At 28.1% G+C, this 20,638-nt stretch carries 27 protein-coding genes, 5 tRNA genes and 1 pseudogene; 19 read left to right on the top strand and 14 right to left on the bottom strand.

Annotated features, from left to right (window positions below; genetic code table 11):
* The first annotated feature begins 5 nt into the window (after positions 1-5).
* From atpG to ybeY, 17 genes are all read left to right on the top strand, one after another.
* The gene (gene atpG / locus JG676_RS00215; RefSeq protein ID WP_200216968.1) at positions 6-893 is read left to right on the top strand and encodes an ATP synthase F1 subunit gamma; all 888 of its coding nucleotides are present in this window, start codon (positions 6-8) and stop codon (positions 891-893) included.
* Positions 894-914: 21 nt separating this feature from the next.
* On the top strand, positions 915-2,312 hold the full coding sequence (gene atpD, locus JG676_RS00220) for a F0F1 ATP synthase subunit beta (protein WP_200216969.1): 1,398 nt from the start codon (positions 915-917) through the stop codon (positions 2,310-2,312).
* Positions 2,313-2,314: 2 nt separating this feature from the next.
* Positions 2,315-2,701, top strand: coding sequence for an ATP synthase F1 subunit epsilon (gene atpC, locus JG676_RS00225; protein ID WP_200169253.1), 387 nt, complete (start codon positions 2,315-2,317; stop codon positions 2,699-2,701).
* 2 nt (positions 2,702-2,703) lie between these two features.
* Positions 2,704-3,261 carry a MotA/TolQ/ExbB proton channel family protein gene (locus JG676_RS00230; RefSeq protein WP_200169252.1) on the top strand — a complete coding sequence of 186 codons (558 nt, stop codon included), beginning with the start codon at positions 2,704-2,706 and terminating at the stop codon, positions 3,259-3,261.
* A gap of 1 nt (position 3,262) precedes the next feature.
* Entirely contained in the window at positions 3,263-3,652 is a 390-nt protein-coding gene (locus tag JG676_RS00235; RefSeq protein WP_200216970.1) for an ExbD/TolR family protein, read from the top strand.
* Between the two features lie 3 nt (positions 3,653-3,655).
* Positions 3,656-4,411, top strand: coding sequence for a TonB C-terminal domain-containing protein (locus JG676_RS00240; RefSeq protein ID WP_200216971.1), 756 nt, complete (start codon positions 3,656-3,658; stop codon positions 4,409-4,411).
* 14 nt (positions 4,412-4,425) lie between these two features.
* Positions 4,426-5,631, top strand: coding sequence for a Tol-Pal system protein TolB (tolB, locus tag JG676_RS00245; RefSeq protein WP_200216972.1), 1,206 nt, complete (start codon positions 4,426-4,428; stop codon positions 5,629-5,631).
* 71 nt (positions 5,632-5,702) lie between these two features.
* Positions 5,703-6,203 (top strand): peptidoglycan-associated lipoprotein Pal, encoded by a 501-nt coding sequence (gene pal / locus JG676_RS00250; protein ID WP_200169248.1) that lies wholly within the window; start codon positions 5,703-5,705, stop codon positions 6,201-6,203.
* 5 nt (positions 6,204-6,208) lie between these two features.
* Positions 6,209-7,150 (top strand): tetratricopeptide repeat protein, encoded by a 942-nt coding sequence (locus tag JG676_RS00255; protein WP_200216973.1) that lies wholly within the window; start codon positions 6,209-6,211, stop codon positions 7,148-7,150.
* 10 nt (positions 7,151-7,160) lie between these two features.
* Positions 7,161-7,733 carry a peptidylprolyl isomerase gene (locus JG676_RS00260; RefSeq protein WP_200216974.1) on the top strand — a complete coding sequence of 191 codons (573 nt, stop codon included), beginning with the start codon at positions 7,161-7,163 and terminating at the stop codon, positions 7,731-7,733.
* A 1-nt stretch (position 7,734) separates the two neighbouring features.
* Positions 7,735-8,661, top strand: coding sequence for an ACP S-malonyltransferase (fabD, locus tag JG676_RS00265; protein WP_200216975.1), 927 nt, complete (start codon positions 7,735-7,737; stop codon positions 8,659-8,661).
* The gene (locus JG676_RS00270; RefSeq protein WP_200169245.1) at positions 8,658-9,344 is read left to right on the top strand and encodes a 5'-methylthioadenosine/adenosylhomocysteine nucleosidase; all 687 of its coding nucleotides are present in this window, start codon (positions 8,658-8,660) and stop codon (positions 9,342-9,344) included. The genes fabD and JG676_RS00270 overlap by 4 nt, the downstream gene beginning before the upstream one ends.
* Positions 9,341-10,096 (top strand): tRNA 2-thiocytidine biosynthesis TtcA family protein, encoded by a 756-nt coding sequence (locus JG676_RS00275; RefSeq protein ID WP_200216976.1) that lies wholly within the window; start codon positions 9,341-9,343, stop codon positions 10,094-10,096. Before JG676_RS00270 ends, JG676_RS00275 begins: the two co-directional genes overlap by 4 nt.
* A complete protein-coding gene (locus tag JG676_RS00280) occupies positions 10,093-10,614 on the top strand; it encodes an isochorismatase family protein (RefSeq protein ID WP_200169243.1) in 522 nt (173 codons plus the stop codon). The genes JG676_RS00275 and JG676_RS00280 overlap by 4 nt, the downstream gene beginning before the upstream one ends.
* Before the next feature lie 9 nt (positions 10,615-10,623).
* On the top strand, positions 10,624-11,328 hold the full coding sequence (locus JG676_RS00285; RefSeq protein WP_200216977.1) for a DUF2726 domain-containing protein: 705 nt from the start codon (positions 10,624-10,626) through the stop codon (positions 11,326-11,328).
* A 3-nt stretch (positions 11,329-11,331) separates the two neighbouring features.
* A complete protein-coding gene (gene recO / locus JG676_RS00290) occupies positions 11,332-11,946 on the top strand; it encodes a recombination protein RecO (protein ID WP_200169241.1) in 615 nt (204 codons plus the stop codon).
* Between the two features lies 1 nt (position 11,947).
* On the top strand, positions 11,948-12,352 hold the full coding sequence (gene ybeY / locus JG676_RS00295; protein ID WP_200216978.1) for an rRNA maturation RNase YbeY: 405 nt from the start codon (positions 11,948-11,950) through the stop codon (positions 12,350-12,352).
* Between the two features lie 209 nt (positions 12,353-12,561).
* Here the strand turns inward: ybeY and JG676_RS00300 are convergent, their stop codons facing one another.
* From JG676_RS00300 to bamE, 4 genes are all read right to left on the bottom strand, one after another.
* The gene (locus tag JG676_RS00300; protein WP_200216979.1) at positions 12,562-12,894 is read right to left on the bottom strand and encodes an EexN family lipoprotein; all 333 of its coding nucleotides are present in this window, start codon (positions 12,892-12,894) and stop codon (positions 12,562-12,564) included.
* Positions 12,895-13,166: 272 nt separating this feature from the next.
* Positions 13,167-13,592, bottom strand: coding sequence for a hypothetical protein (locus JG676_RS00305; RefSeq protein ID WP_200216980.1), 426 nt, complete (start codon positions 13,590-13,592; stop codon positions 13,167-13,169).
* Positions 13,589-14,125: a hypothetical protein gene (locus JG676_RS00310; RefSeq protein WP_200216981.1), complete on the bottom strand. Its 537-nt coding sequence runs from the start codon at positions 14,123-14,125 to the stop codon at positions 13,589-13,591. Before JG676_RS00310 ends, JG676_RS00305 begins: the two co-directional genes overlap by 4 nt.
* A 10-nt stretch (positions 14,126-14,135) precedes the next feature.
* Positions 14,136-14,525, bottom strand: a complete 390-nt coding sequence (gene bamE / locus JG676_RS00315) for an outer membrane protein assembly factor BamE (protein ID WP_200216982.1) — start codon at positions 14,523-14,525, stop codon at positions 14,136-14,138.
* A 92-nt stretch (positions 14,526-14,617) separates the two neighbouring features.
* Between bamE and JG676_RS00320 the strand changes: the two genes are divergently transcribed.
* The gene (locus JG676_RS00320) at positions 14,618-14,869 is read left to right on the top strand and encodes a helix-turn-helix domain-containing protein (RefSeq protein WP_200216983.1); all 252 of its coding nucleotides are present in this window, start codon (positions 14,618-14,620) and stop codon (positions 14,867-14,869) included.
* Positions 14,870-15,071: 202 nt separating this feature from the next.
* Here the strand turns inward: JG676_RS00320 and JG676_RS00325 are convergent.
* The 10 genes and pseudogenes from JG676_RS00325 to recA all read right to left on the bottom strand — a co-directional run bounded on the left by JG676_RS00325 (position 15,072) and on the right by recA (position 19,604).
* Positions 15,072-15,156, bottom strand: a tRNA-Leu gene (locus tag JG676_RS00325).
* A gap of 5 nt (positions 15,157-15,161) precedes the next feature.
* Positions 15,162-15,238: transfer RNA gene (locus JG676_RS00330), tRNA-Arg, on the bottom strand.
* 15 nt (positions 15,239-15,253) lie between these two features.
* Positions 15,254-15,330 (bottom strand) — tRNA-Arg (locus tag JG676_RS00335).
* 4 nt (positions 15,331-15,334) lie between these two features.
* A tRNA-His gene (locus JG676_RS00340) sits at positions 15,335-15,411 on the bottom strand.
* A 25-nt stretch (positions 15,412-15,436) separates the two neighbouring features.
* Positions 15,437-15,514 (bottom strand) — tRNA-Pro (locus JG676_RS00345).
* A 51-nt stretch (positions 15,515-15,565) separates the two neighbouring features.
* Positions 15,566-16,404 (bottom strand): annotated as a pseudogene (locus JG676_RS00350) (DNA ligase).
* Entirely contained in the window at positions 16,405-17,073 is a 669-nt protein-coding gene (locus JG676_RS00355) for an AMIN domain-containing protein (protein ID WP_200216984.1), read from the bottom strand. It abuts the pseudogene before it with no gap.
* Complete coding sequence (locus tag JG676_RS00360) at positions 17,063-17,266, bottom strand: hypothetical protein (RefSeq protein WP_200169234.1); 204 nt, start codon at positions 17,264-17,266, stop codon at positions 17,063-17,065. Before JG676_RS00360 ends, JG676_RS00355 begins: the two co-directional genes overlap by 11 nt.
* A gap of 65 nt (positions 17,267-17,331) precedes the next feature.
* Positions 17,332-18,576, bottom strand: a complete 1,245-nt coding sequence (gene eno, locus JG676_RS00365) for a phosphopyruvate hydratase (protein WP_200216985.1) — start codon at positions 18,574-18,576, stop codon at positions 17,332-17,334.
* Positions 18,576-19,604, bottom strand: coding sequence for a recombinase RecA (gene recA, locus JG676_RS00370; RefSeq protein ID WP_200169232.1), 1,029 nt, complete (start codon positions 19,602-19,604; stop codon positions 18,576-18,578). The genes eno and recA overlap by 1 nt, the downstream gene beginning before the upstream one ends.
* A gap of 169 nt (positions 19,605-19,773) precedes the next feature.
* Here recA and JG676_RS00375 point away from each other — a divergent pair, with 169 nt between their 5' ends.
* Complete coding sequence (locus JG676_RS00375) at positions 19,774-20,637, top strand: menaquinone biosynthesis family protein (protein WP_200169231.1); 864 nt, start codon at positions 19,774-19,776, stop codon at positions 20,635-20,637.
* The last annotated feature ends 1 nt before the right edge of the window (position 20,638 follow it).

Consider the following 20,638-nt stretch of genomic DNA (forward strand, 5'->3'; position numbering starts at 1 on the left):
TCTTAATGTCTAGCTTAAAAGAAATAAAAAGAAAAATTAAGAGTGTTAATAACACTCAAAAAACTACAAATGCAATGAAGCTTGTTTCTACTGCTAAACTTAAAAAAGCTGAAGAAGTTGCAAGTAGAGCAAAAATTTATGCTCAAAAAATTGAACAAATGTTAAGTGAAATATCATTTGAAATTAATAAAATTACATATGATGAAAATGATTCAAGATTTAAATTTTTCCATAAAAAAGATCAAATAAAAACTTCTGATATAGTTTTTATAACAGCAGATAAAGGACTTTGCGGTGGTTTTAATATTAAAACCATTAAAGCTGTAAATCAGATTTTAAATGATTATAAAAATAAAAATATTAATGTTAGATTAAGAGCTATTGGTAAAACTGGAATTGAATATTTTAATTTTCAAGGAAAAAAACTTTTTAAAGAATACCTTGGATTAAGTTCAAGCCCTAATTATGAAAAAGCATCGCTTGTAATTAAAGATATTGTAGAAGATTATTTAAATGGATTGACTGATGAAGTTATATTGATTCATAATGGATATAAAAATATGATTACTCAAGAATTATTCATCAATCATCTTATACCTGTTGAGCCTTCAAAAGATCTTGATATAGGTTCTAATTCGCTCATAGATTTAGAACCAGAAAATACAGATCTTTTAGAAGATTTATTAAAAACTTATTTTGAATACAATATGTATTATGCACTAATTGATTCTTTAGCAGCAGAACATAGTGCTAGAATGCAAGCAATGGATAATGCAACAAATAATGCAAAAATCAAAGTAAAACAGCTTAATTTAGCTTACAATAAAGCAAGACAAGAATCAATTACTACAGAACTGATTGAAATTATCAGTGGTGTTGAGTCAATGAAATAGAATTGAAGGAGAATTAATATAATGCAAGGATTTATTTCACAAGTTTTAGGACCTGTTGTTGATATTGATTTTAATGAATACTTACCTAAAATTAATGAAGCAATATTAGTTGATTTTGAAAATGAAGGTAAAAAACAAAAACTTATTTTAGAAGTTGCTGCACATTTAGGAGATAATAGAGTAAGAACTATTGCTATGGATATGACAGATGGACTCACAAGAGGACTTGAAGTTAAAGCTTTAGGAAGTCCTATTAGTGTTCCTGTTGGAGAAAAAGTTTTAGGAAGAATTTTTAACGTAACTGGTGATCTAATTGATGAAGGAGAAGAAATCAATTTTGATAAAAAATGGTCTATACATAGAGATCCACCAGCTTTTGAAGAACAAAGCACAAAAAGCGAAATTTTTGAAACAGGAATTAAAGTTGTTGATTTATTAGCTCCTTATGCTAAGGGTGGAAAAGTAGGACTTTTTGGAGGAGCAGGAGTAGGGAAAACCGTTATTATTATGGAACTTATTCATAATGTTGCTTTTAAACATAGTGGTTATTCTGTATTTGCAGGAGTTGGAGAAAGAACGCGTGAAGGAAATGACTTATACAACGAAATGAAAGAAAGCAACGTATTAGATAAAGTTGCTTTATGTTATGGACAAATGAATGAACCACCAGGAGCAAGAAATCGTATTGCTTTAACAGGTCTTACTATGGCAGAATATTTTAGAGATGAAATGGGTCTTGATGTTTTAATGTTTATTGATAATATTTTTAGATTTTCTCAATCAGGCTCTGAAATGTCAGCTCTTTTAGGAAGAATTCCTTCTGCTGTGGGTTATCAGCCAACTTTAGCAAGCGAGATGGGAAAATTCCAAGAAAGAATTACCTCAACTAAAAAAGGATCTATTACTTCAGTTCAAGCTGTTTATGTACCAGCTGATGACTTAACAGATCCTGCCCCTGCAACTGTTTTCGCACATTTAGATGCTACAACTGTTCTAAATAGAGCTATAGCTGAAAAAGGAATTTATCCTGCTGTTGATCCTCTTGACTCTACTTCTAGAATGCTAGATCCTCAAATTATAGGAAAAGAGCATTATGAAGTTGCACGTGGCGTTCAATCTGTTCTTCAAAAATATAAAGATCTACAAGATATTATTGCTATTTTGGGTATGGATGAGCTTAGTGAAGAAGATAAACTTATCGTTGAAAGAGCAAGAAAAATTGAAAAATTCTTATCTCAGCCATTCTTTGTCGCCGAAGTTTTTACAGGAAGTCCTGGAAAATATGTTTCTCTCGAAGAAACCATCCTAGGATTTAAAGGAATTCTAGAAGGCAAATATGATCATTTACCAGAAAATGCTTTTTATATGGTTGGAAATATAGAAGAAGCAATTGCAAAAGCAGATAAGCTTAAAGGTTAATTATGGATGATTTAATCAATTTTGAAATTGTAACTCCGCTTGGTCTAATTTATAAAGATCAAATTAAATCAGTCACTCTCCCTGGAAGTGAGGGTGAATTTGGTGTTTTAAAAGGGCATGCTTGTTTAATTTCGTCATTAAAATCTGGAATAATTGATATTGAAAAAAAAGACTTAAATCACGAACTAATAGCTATTAATGAAGGATATAGTGAAGTAAATGAAAATAAAGTTTGCGTTTTAGCCAAAGAAGCCATCTGGATAAGTGGAGACAATCAAAGTGAAATTGAAAAAAATCTTACAAAGGCTAAAGAACTTATAAAATCAGTAAGCTCGGATAATGCTGCTTTAGCCGCAACATTATCAAAATTAGATAATAAAGGCTACTAACTATGAATCTTGAATCTATTTTTCATTTTTTTAATAACTCTAGTATGATTACTTATATTGTTTTAATATGGCTTTCTTTATATTTTATTTTATCTTTTTCTATACTTTTTTCAAGAATTACTAATTTAAATATTTGGAAAACTAAAGAACAAAAAAGCTTAGAAATACTTTTATCTGGAGAAAAAGATCTTAGTAAAACAGATTCTATATTAAGAAAATGCACTGAATATAGCCAAAATCATTTAGAAATTTATAAAAATTTAGCCCAAAAAAAGTCTTCTATAGGATTGACTTGGCTTAGTATTATAGCTTCTACTTCACCTTTTATAGGACTTTTTGGAACTGTAATTTCTATACTTGAAACTTTTGGTGGTCTTGGTACTCAAAATTCACTTAGCATCATTGCCCCTAAAATTAGTGAAGCTTTAATTGCAACAGGATGTGGGATCTTAGTAGCTATCCCTGCTTATACTTTTCACTTAATCATTAAAAGAAGAGCTTATGAAGTTATAAATACTATTGATAGTGAAATTAAAATTTTAAATTCAAATAGAGATTAAAATGAATTTTGATGATGATAAACCAGAACTTAATATTACTCCCTTGGTTGATATTATGCTTGTTTTGCTGGCCATTTTAATGGTAACTGCTCCTTCTATAAGTTATGAAGAAAAGATAAATTTACCACAAGGCTCTCAAAAAACAACTAGTTCTCCAACTATTAAAAGTTTAATTGTAAGTATTAATGCAAAAAGAGAAATTATCATTAATCAAAAAAAATTTGATTTTATAAGTTTTGCAGACAATCTAGCTCAAATAAGAAATGAATTTAATATTCAAGACCCAGTTTTTATAAGAGCAGACAAAAGCTTAAAATATGATGATGTGATTTTTGTATTAAAAAATATAAAAAATCTTGGTTTTAATAAAGTTGCTCTACAAACTGAATAAACTATGAAAAATAGCGGTTTTAGCAATCTTAATTCTTTTTTATTAGCTTTAGTAGTTTATTTTCTAATTGTTTTAATTGTTTTTTTTAGAATAGTAGTTTTTAAAGATCCTGCTATCAAATATACTGATTTAGAAGATAGTTTTATCGATATAGAATTAGCTCAAAACTCAGATAAAATAGCAAATCCAGATACTAAAGAAGAAATAGATATTGCTAAACTCTTCGAAAAAACAACAAATCAATTTGTTAAAACTGAAAATATTGATCAAAAAGAAACTAATTTTAATGATTTATTTGGAAATGTTAAAGATATTCAAACTGAAAAAACAACAAAAATTCAATCATCGACTAAATCAAATGAACAAAGTAGATTGCCAAATGATCAAAATGCTTCACAATTGGTGCAAAATTTAGACAATACTCTTCTTACCCAAAATAGCAATACTAACAATATACAACAAACTCAACGCACAGGAATTTATGATGAGTTTTTAGGCAAAATTACACGTATTATAGAAGAACGTTGGAAATTAAACAAATCACAAGGAAATCTTAGTGTTAGGGTAAAAATTTTTATAGATAGTAATGGAAAATTTGGTTATACTTCTGTAGAAAAAAGTAATGATATAGCATTTGATAAAAAAGTAATGGATTTTTTAGAAAATTTACAAGGTAAATTTATAGCTTATCCTCCTAAAAATCAAAGTATCAATATTACAATGAATTTAAGTGATGAGCTAATTGAAATTAAACAATAGATGGAGAAAATAAAATGAATAAACTTTTTTTAATTTTTTTAATTTTTTTTACCTCGCTTTGGGCAGAAGATCCAATTATTGATGTAATCAATAAAGATATTGCTTTACCAAAAATCATCGTAAAAGATACATCAAATTTAAGTGATGAAAATTTAAAAAGAAATTTTTATAATATTCTTGTTAATGACTTAAAAGTAAGTTCAAATTTTGAAATTGCAAATAACGGAAATGAATCAACAAATTATACTTTTGAATATTCTTTATCAAAAAATACGAATAGTTTAGAACTTAATGTTAAAATTAAGGCTGGCAATATTGAAAAATCAAATAAAAATTATTCATCATCTATAGAGCAATATCCATTTTTAGCGCATAAAAGTGTTAAAGATTCTGTTAATGCTTTAGGCCTTGCACCTGTTGATTGGATGGATCATAAAATTTTAATCTCAAGAACAAATAGCTCTAAAAAAAGCCAAATCATTATGGCAGATTATACGCTAACTTATCAAAAAGTTATTATAGACGGGGGGTTAAATTTATTTCCAAAATGGGGAGATAAAGAGCAAACATTATTTTACTATACAGCATATGATTCAGAAATGCCAACCCTTTATTCTTATAATTTAAAAAACAATCGTGCAACAAAAATACTATCAAGTGGAGGAATGGTTGTAGCAAGTGATGTAAGCGAAGATGGAAACAAACTTCTTATCACTATGGCTCCTAAAGATCAGCCTGATGTTTATCTATATGAACTAAATACTAAAAAATTAGAAAAATTAACAAACTATTCAGGAATTGATGTTAATGGAAATTTCATCGGGGATGATGATTCTAAAATTGTTTATGTTTCAGATCGCTTAGGATATCCAAATATCTTTATGCAAACACTAGGTAGCAATGTTGCAGAACAAGTAGTTTTTCATGGAAAAAATAATTCATCAGTTTCAACTTATAAAGATTTTTTAGTTTATTCAAGCAGAGAAGCAAATCAATTTGGTGTTTTTAACATTTATCTTATGTCAATTAAAAGTGATTATATTAGACAATTAACCGCTAATGGTAAAAATTTATTTCCAAGATTTTCAAATGATGGAGGAAGTATCGTTTTTATTAAATATTTAGGCTCTCAAAGTGCTTTAGGAGTTATAAGAGTAAATGCTAATAAAGCTTTTTATTTTCCATTAAAACTAGGTAAAATTCAGTCGATAGACTGGTAAATATAGTGTTGAAATAATTTAAAATTTTAGATATAATCTAAAGAATTCATTAATTTTTGAAAGGTTGCAAAATGAAAAAAATTCTTTTAACTTCGATTGCCGCTTTTGCAGTAATCATTACTGGTTGTAGTACAAAAAGTACCACTGTAGAGAGTGATAGTTCTGTTGATTCTAGACCGGGTAGTGGAAGTAACGATACTTTTGAAAGTATTGACAGTAAAATCAATAGATTAAATGATACTTTAAATAAAGTTTATTTTGATTTTGATAAATTTAATATCAGACCTGATATGCAATCAGTAGTTCAAGATAATGCAAATATTTTTAATACTGAAGTAAGCGGAGTTAGTATAACAGTTGAAGGAAACTGTGATGAATGGGGAACAGATGAATATAATCAAGCTTTAGGCTTAAAAAGAGCAAAAGCTGTGAAAGAAGCTTTAGTTTCTCAAGGTGTAAATGCAGATAGAATTTCTATTAAAAGCTATGGAGAAACTAATCCTGTATGTACAGAAAAAACAAAAGCTTGCGATGCACAAAATAGACGTGCAGAATTTAAATTAGCAAAATAAAATCAATGAAAAAAATATTATCAGTAGCTCTTTTAATAGGAGCTACTTTTGTTTATGCAGAAAATTCTGCTTTTGGTGCAGGTGATTTAACAAATAATTCTTATGGTCTAACACAAAATGAAAAGACAATCAAGCAAAAACTTGATACCTTAAACAATAACTATTCTGAAATTAACGCAAGAATAAATGAAGCAAATGAAAGGATAGAAGGTTTACAAAGTGCTATTGAGGGCATTAATTCACAATATACAAAAATAAATTCACGCCTTAATCAATCAGAAGAAAATTATGAAAATTTAGAAAATAATCTTACACAAGAAATAAATAATTTAAAATCTTATGTAGAAGAAAGTAGAAAAATCCAAGAAAACAACAATAAACAATTTAAAAAAGTTTTAGCAGAATTAAGCACTTTAGTTGATTCTATAAATACAGATTACGTTTCAAAAAAAGAAATGGAAAAAAACTATAACAATATAAATGTTATACCACAAAAAGATATAAATACTACTAGCACCATAGAGAATAATCAAAGTTCTAAAATAACTCCAGAAGAACAAAAAGAAATAGCATATGATGAAAGCTGGAAAAAAGAAAATAATAATAAAATTTTAGATCTTGCTATTTTAGATTTAAATCAAAATAAATTTGAAGAAATGAAACTTAAATTAAATTATCTTCTTCAAAAACATTATAAACCAGCTAGAGTTAATTTTTATTTTGGAGAAATAGAATATAAACAAAAAAATTATAATAATGCAATTGTTTTTTATAAAAAAAGTTCAGCCATAAGCACCAAAGGGGATTATTTTCCAAAATTGCTTTATCATACTGCAATATCTTTAGATAAGATAGGAGATCCTAAAACAGCAAATGGTTTTTATAAAGCTTTAAAGACTAATTACCCTAATTCACCTGAGGCAAAAGCTTCACCAAATCGCAAATAAGGAGAAAATAATGGCTATTGAAAAAAATAATGTTGTTTCCATGTTTTATGAACTAAAAGATGCTAATACAAATGAAATTTTAGAGTCAAATCTTTATGCTCAACCTATTTCTTTTATACTTGGAAAAGGACAGATTTTAGACTCTTTAGAAGAAGAAATTGCAAAATTAGACTGCCCTTCAAACACTGAGATTCTTATCAAAAAAGATAAAGCCTTAGGAGAATATGATACAAATGCTATTCAAACTTTACCAAAAGAACAATTTGCAGGAATTGATCTTAAAATAGGAATGGAGCTATTTGGAGAAGGTGAAAATGGAGAAAGCGTTCGCGTTAGCGTTAAAGATATAAAAGAAGATAGTGTAACTATCGATTATAATCATCCATACGCTGGACGTGATTTGCTTTTTTCTCTTAACCTTGTTGATGTAAGACCAGCAAGTGAAGATGAAATTCTTACAGGCATTATTGCAGGAAGTCATAGTTGTGGCTGTGGTCACAACCACGAACATAAACATCATCATGAGCACGACAGAAGCGGTGGATGTTGTGGGGGTCATAGCGGTGGATGTGGCTGCCATTAATATGAACTATACATTTATTTTTCCAGGCCAGGGCTCTCAAAGCCTTGGTATGGGTAAAGATTTCTATGAAAATTCTAAAAGTGCTAAAGAACTCTTAGAACATGCAAGTGATTTTTTAAAAATTGATTTTAAGCATCTTTTATTTGAAGAAAACGATGATTTAAATAAAAGTCAATTTACTCAACCTGCAATACTTTTAACTTCTTTAATGGCTTATAATGCTTTAAATGAACTGGAACCAAATTTAAAGGCTAAAATTTCTTTAGGACATTCTTTGGGTGAGTTTTCCGCTATAGCAATAAGCGGAGGTCTTGATTTTTTAGAAGCACTTAAACTTGTACATCAAAGAGGACTTTTTATGCAAGAAGATTGTTCTAAAGTTGAAGCTGGAATGATGGTTATTCTAGGACTTGATGATGATAAAATAGAAAAATTATGCAAACAAGCAAGAGAAGAAAATAAACAAATTTTTGCAGCAAATTATAATTGTGAAGGACAAATTGTTATTGCTGGTTTAAAAGCTGATTTATTAGCTTATGAAAATGAATTTAAAAATACAGGAGCTAAAAGAGTTATGCTTTTAAATATGAGTGTAGCAAGTCATTGCCCTCTTTTAGAAAATGCCTCTTTAAAACTTTATAAAGAGCTTCAAAATGTTTTAAAACCAAATTTTGGAATAGTTATTTCAAATGTAAATGCTAAAGCTTATTCAAGTAAAGAAGAAGCTTTAAATTTATTAAAAGCTCAGCTTGTATCTCCTGTGCTTTATAAACAAAGCATAAAAGCAATAGAAAATGAAACTTCCTATTTTGTAGAATTTGGCTCTAAAATTTTACAAGGACTTAATAAAAAAATTACTACCAAAACAACTTATTCTTTAACTAATTTCAATGATATAGAATCTTTTTTAAAGGAAATTAAACTATGAAAATAGCGATTTTAGGTGCAATGGAAGAGGAAATAACTCCTTTGCTTGAAATTTTAAAAGATTATAAAAGCATAAAATATGCTAATAATACTTACTATACAGCAAATTATAAAAATCACGAATTGATTTTAGCTTATTCTAAAATAGGTAAAGTAAATTCAACCCTAAGTGCAAGTATAATGATAGAGAAATTTAAAGCTCAAGCTTTACTTTTTACAGGAGTTGCTGGTGCTTTTAATCCTGAACTTGAAATAGGCGATTTGCTTTATGCTACAAAACTTGTCCAATATGATTTAGATATTACTGCTTTTGGTCATCCTTTAGGTTTTGTTCCAGGAAATGAAATTTTTATTCAAACCAATGAAAAATTAAACAATATTGCTCTAGAAGTAGCCAAAGAATTAAACATAAAACTTAAAGCAGGTATTATTGCAACTGGAGATGAATTTATTTGCGATGAGATAAAAAAAGCAAAAATTAAAGAAATTTTCAATGCTGATGCTTGTGAAATGGAAGGAGCAAGCGTAGCTTTGGTTTGTGATGCTTTAAATATACCTTGTTTTATTTTAAGAGCAATGAGTGATAAAGCTGGAGAAAAAGCTGAATTTGATTTTGACGAATTTGTTGTTAATTCTGCTAAAATTTCAGCTAATTTTGTGCTTAAAATGTGCGATAAACTATGATAAATCTTAGTAAAAAACTTATCCGTCAAGTAGCTAAAGCTAATGCTCAATTTAATCTTATAAAAGAAGGAGATAGAGTTCTTTTGGGATTAAGTGGCGGGAAAGACTCTTTAGCCTTAGCTCATCTTTTAAAACGTATGCAAGCTCACGCTCCTTTTAAATTTGAACTTAAGGCTGTCACTCTAAGCTATGGTATGGGCGAAGATTATTCTAGCTTAAATCATCATTGCAAAGAAAACGGCATTGATCATAGCGTACTTGATTCTAATATTTATGAAGTTTCTGAAGATACTATAAGAAAAAATTCTAGTTTTTGTAGTTATTTTTCAAGAATGCGTCGAGGGGCTTTATATACTTATGCTTTAGAAAATAATTTCAATAAGCTTGCCATAGCTCACCATTTAGATGACGCGGCTGAAAGTTTTTTTATGAATTTTATCCACAATGGAGCTTTAAGAACTTTAGCTCCAATTTATAAAAGCAAACGCGGTGTTATAGTAATACGTCCTTTGATTTTTGTAAGAGAAAGACAACTTAGAGATAATGCTTTACAAAATGAGCTTGAAGTTATTGGTAATGAATTTTGTCCAGGTATGAAGCTAAGTGAAAAAAATGTTAAATTTCCACATGCTAGAGAGGAAGCAAAACAAATTTTAGCCAATCTAGAAAAAGATTATCCCAAGCTTTTTACGAGCTTAAAAACTGCATTTGAAAATCTACATACAGAGAGTTTTTGGCTTAAAAATATATGAAAAAAGCTTTTGTGCTTATAGATTACCAAAATGACTTTATTACAGGAAGTTTAGGATTTGAAAAAGCTTTAAAAATAGAAAATAAAATTTTAAATTTATTAAATAATATTAATTTTAATGATACAGATTTACTTATTACTTTTGATACACACGATAATGATTACTTAAATTCCAATGAAGGAAAATTACTACCTATAAAACATTGCATTCAAAATACACTGGGATGGCAAATGCCTAAAAATTTACAAAAATATATACCAAAGGCTAAAAAAATATTTTACAAAAATACTTTTGGAAGTTTAGAGCTTGCAAATTTTATTAACAAAAGTACTTATAAAGAACTTTATTTTTGCGGACTTGTTTCGCATATTTGTGTTTTTTGTAATATTATTTTAGCTTTTAGCGCAAAGCCTGATGCGAAACTTTTTTTATATCAAGAAGCTAGTGCTAGTTTTGATGTAAATTTAGAAGAGTCTTCTTATAATCTTTTAAAAGCATATGGAATTAAAATAATATAGGCTTAGTTAATGATTATATTTATAATAGCTTTAATTGTGATTATTTTTGTTTTGGTTTTTAAAATATATAATCAAAGCAAAGTTAATAAAAAATTAAATCAAAGCATTTTAAAACAGATCCAAAAAGAAGAAGATAAAAAAATTAAAAATCAAATTTTTTTAGAGAAAAAAAAACAAGAAGAAAAAATATTAGAATACAAAAAAAGCAAAGAATATAAGCTTAATTTAGTTAAAAAATCTAATATCTTAAGCAAAGATAGGCTTATGGGCATTGGAGAATTTCTAATTTATAAAGAATTAATTTTTTGTGAAGATATTAAAAATAATTTTATAGTTTTTCCGCAAATTTCTTTAAAAAGTTTTTTAGAAAATAGTGAAGAGAATGAAGTTTGGAAAGCATATTCTGATTTAGTAGTTGATTTTTTATTTGTTATTAAAGATTTTAAAAATAAATCTACAAAACCATTTGCCATTTTAGAATTTCAAGGCGGAGGGCATTATGGAGATAAATCAAATATCGCTCAAGTAGAAAAAATTAAAAAAAATGATGAAATCAAAAAAGAAGCGATTTTAAAAGCAAAACTTCACTTTTATACTTTAGAAGGAGCCCAAGTTTATCAAGATAATTCTTGCTTTATTGATGATTTAAAACTAAAAAAAGAAATTAAAAAAATTGCAAATTCACTTTATTTAAAATGCAAAGACTTAATTTAACTTATGCAAGGTTTTATTTTACATACTCAAAAAATCAAAGATGAAGATTTAATCGTTTATATCCTAAGCTCCAAAGCTTTAATTAAAACTTATCGCTTTTATGGGCTTAGACATTCAAGTATTTTGAATGGATACAAAATTGATTTTGCTCTAGATGAAAATCCTAATTTTTTGCCACGTCTTAAAGATGTTATGCATCTTAGTTTTACTTGGATCTTGCAAAGAGAAAAAATGTTTCTATGGCAAGAATTTATACGTCTTTTTTACCAGCATTTAAAAGGCATAGAGGAACTTGATCCTTTTTATTTTGAACTTTTAAATGAAAGTGCTATAAAATTTTTAAAGCAAAATCCAAAACGTGTTATTATAGATGCTTATGTAAAAATCTTAGAATTTGAGGGCAGACTTCATCAAAATTTTATTTGTTTTTCCTGTGAAGAAGCCATAAAAGATGAAGTTACACTTCTAAGAGCTTTTTTACCCTCTCATCATCATTGTGCTTTAGGTTATACATTTAACCAAACAAAACTCAAAGAATTTTACAAATATAAAAATTCTAGCATTTTTAATGATGATGAAATAGAAAAAATTTATTCTATTATCAAAGAAGGATTTTAAAATGATAATTTGTGATGAAAATGTTGATTTCTTAGAAAAAATTGCTCAAAAAATAAGTTCTAAAGATGTTGAACTTATTTTTTTAGACAATGAACAAATGCGTAATTTAAATTTAGAACAAAGAGGGATTGATAAAAGTACCGATGTGCTTTCTTTTCCACTTGTAGATATAGCTAAAAATTTACCCCTAGGATCTATAGTAATAAATTTTGAATTAGCCAAAGAAAAGGCAAAAGAATTAAATCATAGCTACGAAGAAGAAATAAGCTTACTTTTTATCCATGCTATGCTTCACTTAATAGGTCTTGATCACGAAACAGATAAAGGAGAGATGAGAGAAAAAGAAAAAGAATTAATAAATTTTTTCAAACTCCCAAAATCTTTGATAGTAAGAAACAACGGATAAAACTATATTTATTAACTAAATATCTAAAAAGATCAAAATGCTTTTACAAACATTGCGATTTTAAAAACTAAGGAAATTAAAATATAAAATTTTATAAAAAGATTTTTATTGTATTAAAATCTTTTTATATATTAAAAATTATCAGTATTTATATTAGACTTTACTTACCTAATCACACCAATAATTTACTAGAATTTGGAAAAGACTGCTCATTGTTTATTTTGCTCTCTAGCCTTTTGCATTAATTCCTTTGTACTAGTAGTTGGTTTATAATCAAATGATCTAGAATAATTTGCTTTATAGGCATTTTCACATTCTAAATACACCTTACTTGGATTACCATTAAGATATTTTAACTGCTCTTCATCAAGTTTCTTGCTTCCTTTTGGGAATTTTTCTTCACATTCTTTAATTTTGGCTTCTAATTCTTTAGCATTTTTTGGATCTTTATAGTAATCTAGTGATTTTGGCTCACTAGAACAAGCAGAAAAAACGCCTATAATCATTGCACTTAATAAACCTAATTTAATTGTATTTTTCATTTTTACTCCTAAACATTAAATGAATTATCATTATATTTTTAATAAAATTAAATAATAATTAATAGTTTATTAATTAAATTGCAATTTATTTTAATTGCTCTTTAGAATTGTTTTGATGTTGTTTAGCTTCTTATCTAGTTAAATTTTAAGTTTTTTACATTTATTAAGTTAATTATATTTTTAATTAAATTTACGAAGATAATTTCATTTTAAATTAAAATATTAATTAATCTTGCTCTAAATCAAAATCACAAGATTAATTATTTAAAAATTTAATTTATATTTTCCTTCTCAAAAAATATTGCTTTATCTAATACCTGAAAAAAAGAATTATAAACCTCAGGATCTTCTACAGATTGTGGAATTTGATTATTAGATCCAAACTGAGCATTAGTCCTTATAATAGATTTATTTTGATCATCAGATCTGATAACCAAAGTTATTCTCATAGTTGCACCTTTTAATAACTTAGTAGCAGTTATAGTTCCTGTTTGCATATCCGCTTTATCTATAACAAACCCTAAATCTTGCAAAGCGGCAACACTAGCTTTTGCTATAACTGCTTTAGAATATTCATAATGTTTTGTTTGATATGTTCTTGTTTTAAGTTGCTGCGTATCTTCTATTAGCATTTGTCTTGAATTTACTCCACAACCAATTATTCCAAATACAACTACAAATAACAAAAATTTTTTCATAATTCATTCGCCTCCAAAAATACTGATTTAGATAATTTTTCATAAAATTGTTGATAAATTTCTTTATCTTTAATAGTCTCAACTTCATTAATAGCACCTTCTTGATTTTTCACAATTCTTTGCGCTGTAAGTCTTACAAATGTTGTTTTATTCTTTTTATTGGTAGCGATAACAACACTTGCTTTAATTTCTTGCGTATTATCAGATTGTCTTGATGCAGCAATAGCAGCACTTGGAGATAATAAAGTTAAAAATATAATACCAACTTGAGTTTTTGTCTCTCTAGCATCTCTTATCTTAGAAGCACTTACTAACCCAAAATCTTTATTTATCTCATCAATATTAAATCCCAAATCTTGCAAAGTAGCTATACTAGATAATAATATTTTATCACTATCGATAGTATTAAATCTTTTTATTTGCAATTGTCTTTCTTGCGCTGTTGATGTTTCAATTTTCATCATATCCTTAACATTTGCCGTAGAACAACCATAAAAAAATAAAAAACAAAAAATCAATACAACATACTTCATCTTCTAGCCTTTAAAAACTTGATGTATGATATGCTACATCTCTAACTTTTTGTTTATTATCAAATTTTATTATGATGGTTAAAGTTCTTTGAGAACTCACACTACTTCCACTATTTCCACCAGCACCTGCAATGATAATACTAATTCCTCCTGCTGAATTTTGATAGGCTCTTTGAGAGCTGATTTTATCATAAACCCAGACTTCTCTTCTTTCGTTATCAGTAGAAATTATATTAGGAGAACCTAATATTTCTATAACTTCAGATGAGCTCATACCTATTTTAATATCTTTTTGTGCTTTAGATACTACAATTTTTTCATCTGCTTCTTGATTATAGAGATTTTTGCTACAAGCACAAAAAAATAAACCTAAAACAATTGACATAATTATTTTTTTCAATTTTTCTCCTTGTAATTTATCCTATAGGATATATTTAAAAAGATTATATCTTTGTAAAGTTTAATTTTATATTAATCCTATGGGATAAAAAAATGAAAGAAAACTTTAGCAATGCAAGTGAAGAAGAAATATTAAATTTTTATAAAAAGATATCTTCAAATATTAGAAAACTTAGAGAAGAAAAAGGGATTTCACAACTTGAATTAGCTCTAGATATAGGTATAAAATCAGTTGCATTTTATTCAAATTGCGAATGCAATAGATATAATAAACATTTTAATTTAGAACATTTATATAAAATTTCTAAAAGCTTAAAAATTCCAATTAAAGATTTATTAGAATAATTATTTTAAATCTAAAATTATATAAATTTAACTATCAAACTAAAATATTTTATAAATTTATATTTAAACTTTTAAAATAAATAAAACTAAAAACAATGAAAGTTGTGCACAAATTTTTAAATTCCAAATCTTTTTAACAAAGCTAAAAAAGTAATTTTAATCATAAAATTCAGAAATTAGATTGTATTTTAAGAATTATAAGTGGTGCGGATGAAAGGACTTGAACCTTCACGCATTGCTGCACCAGATCCTAAGTCTGGCGTGTCTGCCAATTTCACCACATCCGCAAAAGTGGTACGCTCAAGAGGATTCGAACCTCTGACCTACGGCTTAGAAGGCCGTTGCTCTATCCAGCTGAGCTATGAACGCATATATAAGAAGTGGTGGTGCGCCCGATAGGAATCGAACCCATAACCTACAGATCCGAAGTCTGTCGCTCTATCCAGTTGAGCTACGAGCGCTTAGTGGGGTGAGTGATGGGAATTGAACCCACGACCCTCAGGACCACAATCTGATGCTCTAACCGACTGAGCTACACTCACCATTTTTTATAAATATTTATAAAAATGGTCGGGGTGAAAGGATTCGAACCTTCGGCCCCTTGGTCCCAAACCAAGTGCGCTAACCAGACTGCGCTACACCCCGAATTTAAAAGCTAACATTCTAGCATAAAAAATAATACAAGTCAAGAATTTATTATTCTCTAACGCGTAAAAATACAGGAAAACATGGTAAAGAATTTTTTGTTAATCCGTTAAATTTATAAGTGATAATAGAACCTATTTTTGGAGGATTTTCTCTATCGCTATCTTTTAACCCTGATCCAATTTTAATAACTTTTGTGCTAGATAGCTCACACAATAAAGCTCCGATCTTATTTTCATATTTACCTTTTCCTTTTATATAGCCTACAACTTTACATTCATCATCAAAAAAAAAGGCTTTAGTTTTAAAGAAAAATTTGATCTTTTATTTTCATAAGGCATAGAGTTTTTTCTTATGATAAGTCCTTCTCCATCGTTTTTTAAAACATTTTTATAATAATCATTTAAATGCTTTTTATCTTTAATAAAAACTTGAGGAATGATTCTTATGTAAGCATTAGGATATTTTTTTAAATACTCTTGCAAAATTTCTAAACGATTTAATAAAGTGCATTCTTTAAGCTTAAATTCTTCACAAGCATTTGGAACATCAAAAACATTATAAGTTACTTGTTTCCAAAGTGTATTATTGGCTTCATTTGTTCGTATAAGAGCTGAAATTTCATCAAAACTTTTTCTTTGTATCCATAATTCCCCATCAAGAGCAAAATTTGGAAAATTTTGAGTAAAAAATAAAGGAGCAAAGATAGGATTATTTTTGCGTGTTTTAAATGTCTTACCATCCCAAATCCCTCTTACACCATCAAGTTTTTCACTCATTACATAAGTTTTTATATCTTCTTTATCAAAAAAATTTTCATCATAAGTATCAAATAATAAAATTGCATTAGAATAAGAAATAAAAAATATTAAAAATACAATTTTTCTCATTTATAATAAATTGATAATATAACCAGTAGAATCTTTTTGAATTTGATAACTATACTTTCCATCCAAATAAATCACTAAACGATAATACCCTTTATGGGATCCAAAATCTATTCTTTTAAACAAAGAATCTTTAAGTCTGATATTTTTAGTTGGCTGAATATCATCTGATTTAAAGTCTAAAACAATTTTACTAGGATTTCCTATTGAAAAATCAGATAATATTTCATCACTTGTATTAAATTTAATCTTATTTTTATAAGTTGTATAAGCTATAAAATCATATATTTTATCTGTTTGTATAGGAAGTTCTATGCTAACAGAAGTATTTAGATCTGATTTAGAATTATTTTTCTCAGGTATAGTTACAGAAACATCTAAATTTTTAGAAGGATCAGGAGCTTTTACTCTTGTTAATACATAACGATCGTGCCAATCTATGCTTTTATTGATATCAAGATTTAAATCACTCTCACTTCCATCAAGATTAATATAATGAAAAGTAATAGCTTTAAGAATTCTTGCACTTGAATTAAATTTAACTTCTTCTTTTTGAAAAGATTCTGGGATTATAATATTATTACTTAAATTTTGTTCTGTATCAAAAGGATTTGTTTTAGCATTTGCAAAAGCACATAAAAATAATAAAACACATAATAATTTAATTTTCATTTGGATACAAACCTTTCAACTCAAAATATTCTTTTTGGGCTTTAGCATTTTGCTCTTTTAATAAAAGAATTTTTTTATTTAAATTTTCTTTTGTTGTCTCTAAAGACAACATAGTATCTAAAGAATATTGACCAAAAAGCATATTACCAAAATAAATTGCTCCAATAATTACAAAAATCGCCCATAAGGCCATTTTAAAAATATGAAAATAAAGGCTCTTTTTCTTAGTGCTTTCGTCATATTCTTTTAATAAATCACTCAGAGTTTCTCTCCTAAATATTCATCATTTTGAAGCTCTATTTCTAATAGACGATTATATTTAGCAGTTCTTTCCCCTCTTGCTAAAGCTCCTGTTTTAATTTGACCTGTATTTAAACCTACGGCAAAATCAGCTATAAAAGTATCTTCACTTTCCCCTGATCTATGAGACATAATACACTTATAATTATTTCTATGTGCTAAACGCACCGTTCTCATAGTCTCTGTAATAGTTCCTATTTGATTAGGCTTAATAAGAACAGCATTTGCCATTTTTTTAAAAATACCTTCTCTTAAAATATTTTCATTAGTTACAAATAAATCATCGCCCACAAGCTGAATTTTATCCCCTAATTTCTGAGTAAGTTTTATCCAACCTTCAAAATCATTTTCAGCTAAGCCATCTTCTATACTACAAATTGGATATTTTGAACAAAGCTCTATATATTTTTCAATCAAATCATCACTTGAAAAAGTTTTTCCTTCTAAATGATAGCTTCCATTTTTATAAAACTCACTACTAGCAACATCAAGGGCTAATTTTATATTTTTTTCATAGCCTGTTTTTTTAATACAAGTCATCAAAAGATTTAAAGCTTCTTCATTGTTTGCTAAATTAGGAGCAAATCCTCCTTCATCTCCTAATGCCGTAGAATGGCCTAAAGATGCTAATTCTTTCTTAAGAGAAGCATAAACTTCGCAAACAGAACGCAAGGCTTCTTTAAAACTTGTAAATCCAAAAGGCATAATCATAAATTCTTGAAAATCGATATTATTATTTGCGTGAGCTCCTCCATTGATAATATTACACATTGGAACAGGCAAAATACTTGCATTTATACCACCTAAATATCTATATAAAGGTATATTTAAAGAGTTAGCCGCTGCACGTGCTAAAGCCATAGAAACACCTAAGGTTGCATTAGCCCCTAAATTAGAATAATTACTTGTGCCATCAAGCTCTTTTAAAGTTTCATCAAGTTGAATTTGATCATAAGCATCAAGCCCTATGATATTTTCAGCTATAAGCTCATTGACATTGGAAATAGCTTTTAATACCCCTTTTCCGTTAAATCTTTCATCATTATCTCTAAGCTCTAAAGCTTCTTTTGAACCAGTACTTGCACCACTTGGAACTATAGCTGAACCCACGCTACCATCATTTAATACTATTTCTGTTTTTATTGTAGGGTTTGCCCTACTATCTAAAACTTCAAATGCTCTTACATCTTCTATTATTAACATCAATCTTCCTCCTCATCTTGTGAAGAACTTATCATTCCTTCAATACCTATCGAATTTTGTATTTCTTTAGTAATTTCTTCTGCAATTTGTGGATTTTCTTTTAAGAAAGCTTTTGAATTCTCTCTACCCTGCCCTAGCTTTTTATCTTTATAAGAAAACCACGCTCCACTTTTATCTACTATATCTAATTTAACACCATAATCTATAAGCTCACCTTCACGGCTTAATCCTTCTCCAAACATTACATCAAATTCAGCTTGTCTAAAAGGCGGAGCAACTTTGTTTTTAACTACTTTAACTTTAACACGATTTCCAATTACTTCTTCGCTTTGTTTTAAACTTGCAACTTTTCTTACATCTAAACGCACAGATGCATAAAATTTTAAAGCATTTCCGCCAGTAGTTGTTTCAGGCGTTCCATAACCCATAGCACCTATTTTCATACGAATTTGGTTGATAAAAATAACTGTGGTATTCATCTTATGCACTATACCTGTAAGCTTTCTTAAAGCCTGAGACATTAATCTTGCTTGAAGTCCTACGTGCTGATCGCCCATATCTCCTTCTATTTCAGCCTTTGGAGTAAGAGCTGCTACGCTATCAACTACAATCAAATCAATAGCCCCGCTTCTAGCTATCGTCTCTACGATCTCTAAAGCCTGTTCCCCAAAATCAGGCTGAGAAATATAAAGATCATCTGTATTTACTCCTAAATTTTTAGCATATTTAACATCTAAAGCGTGTTCTGCATCGATAAATGCGCAAACCCCACCTGCTTTTTGACATTCTGCAATGATATGCAAAGTAAGCGTTGTTTTACCTGAACTTTCAGGCCCATAAATTTCAATGATTCTTCCTTTTGGAATTCCCCCTATTCCTAAAGCTAAATCAAGCCCAACCGAACCTGTACTAATACTATCAATTTGCTCAACTTCTTTATCACCAAGTCTTAAAATCGTTCCTTTTCCAAAAGCTTTATCAAGACTTTTTAAAGCAGCATCTAAGGATTTTCTTTTATTGTCATCCATTATTTTCCCTTAAAATAATTTAATCTAAATTCTAACAAAATAAAGCTAAATAATGCATTACTTCGAAAAAATATTTTTAAAATAAAATCATAAAATTAAAGTTTTTATAAATTTTTAAATGAAATTCTATAAAATATTTTATTAAGAAAAATCAAGGATCAACTCATCAATGAAAAAAACGATCACTATAGCTCATTCTCCTGATGCTGATGATATTTTTATGTATATGGCAATTAAATTTGGCTGGATTGGAAATGAATTTGATTATAAAAACAAAGCCTTAGATATACAAAGTTTAAATGAATTAGCTCTTCAAAATTATTATGATGTTAGTGCTATTTCTTTTGCACTTTACCCTTTAATCGCTAAAGAATACGCACTTTTACGCACAGCTATGAGTTTTGGTGAAGGCTATGGACCAAAACTTATTAAAAAAAAAGAAACACAATTAAAAAGAAATTTTAAAGTGGCGCTAAGTGGAGCAAATACCACAAATGCTTTAATTTTTCGCATAAAATATCCAGAAGCTAAAATTATTTATAAAAATTTCTTAGAAATTGAAAAAGCGGTATTAGAAGGTGAAGTGGATGCTGGAGTTTTAATCCACGAAAGCATTTTAGACTTTGATACAAAACTTTGTGTAGAAGTAGAACTTTGGGATATTTGGCTAGAGCTCGCAAAAGAAAATCTCCCCTTACCTTTAGGTGGGATGGCTCTGCGTCGCTCTTTACCCATTACAGATGCGATCCAAATAGAAAAAGATCTTATCAATGCCGTTAAAATAGCATATTTAAATTCTAAAATTTTAATTCCTATGCTAATGGAAAGAAAGCTAATACGCGTAGATGAATTAAAACTAAAAACTTATTTATCCTTATATGCCAATCAAAATTCTATTTATTTAAATGAAATTCAAACTAAAGCCCTTGATACACTTTTTAAACTAGGATATGAACATAAGTTTTATGATAAAATAATCCACACAAATGATTATCTTATTCCTAGCGAATACGAAAATGCTAGATATTCTTAAA

Origin of the sequence: Campylobacter sp. 2018MI34 (assembly GCF_016598975.1) — a bacterium.
GTDB lineage: Bacteria > Campylobacterota > Campylobacteria > Campylobacterales > Campylobacteraceae > Campylobacter_D.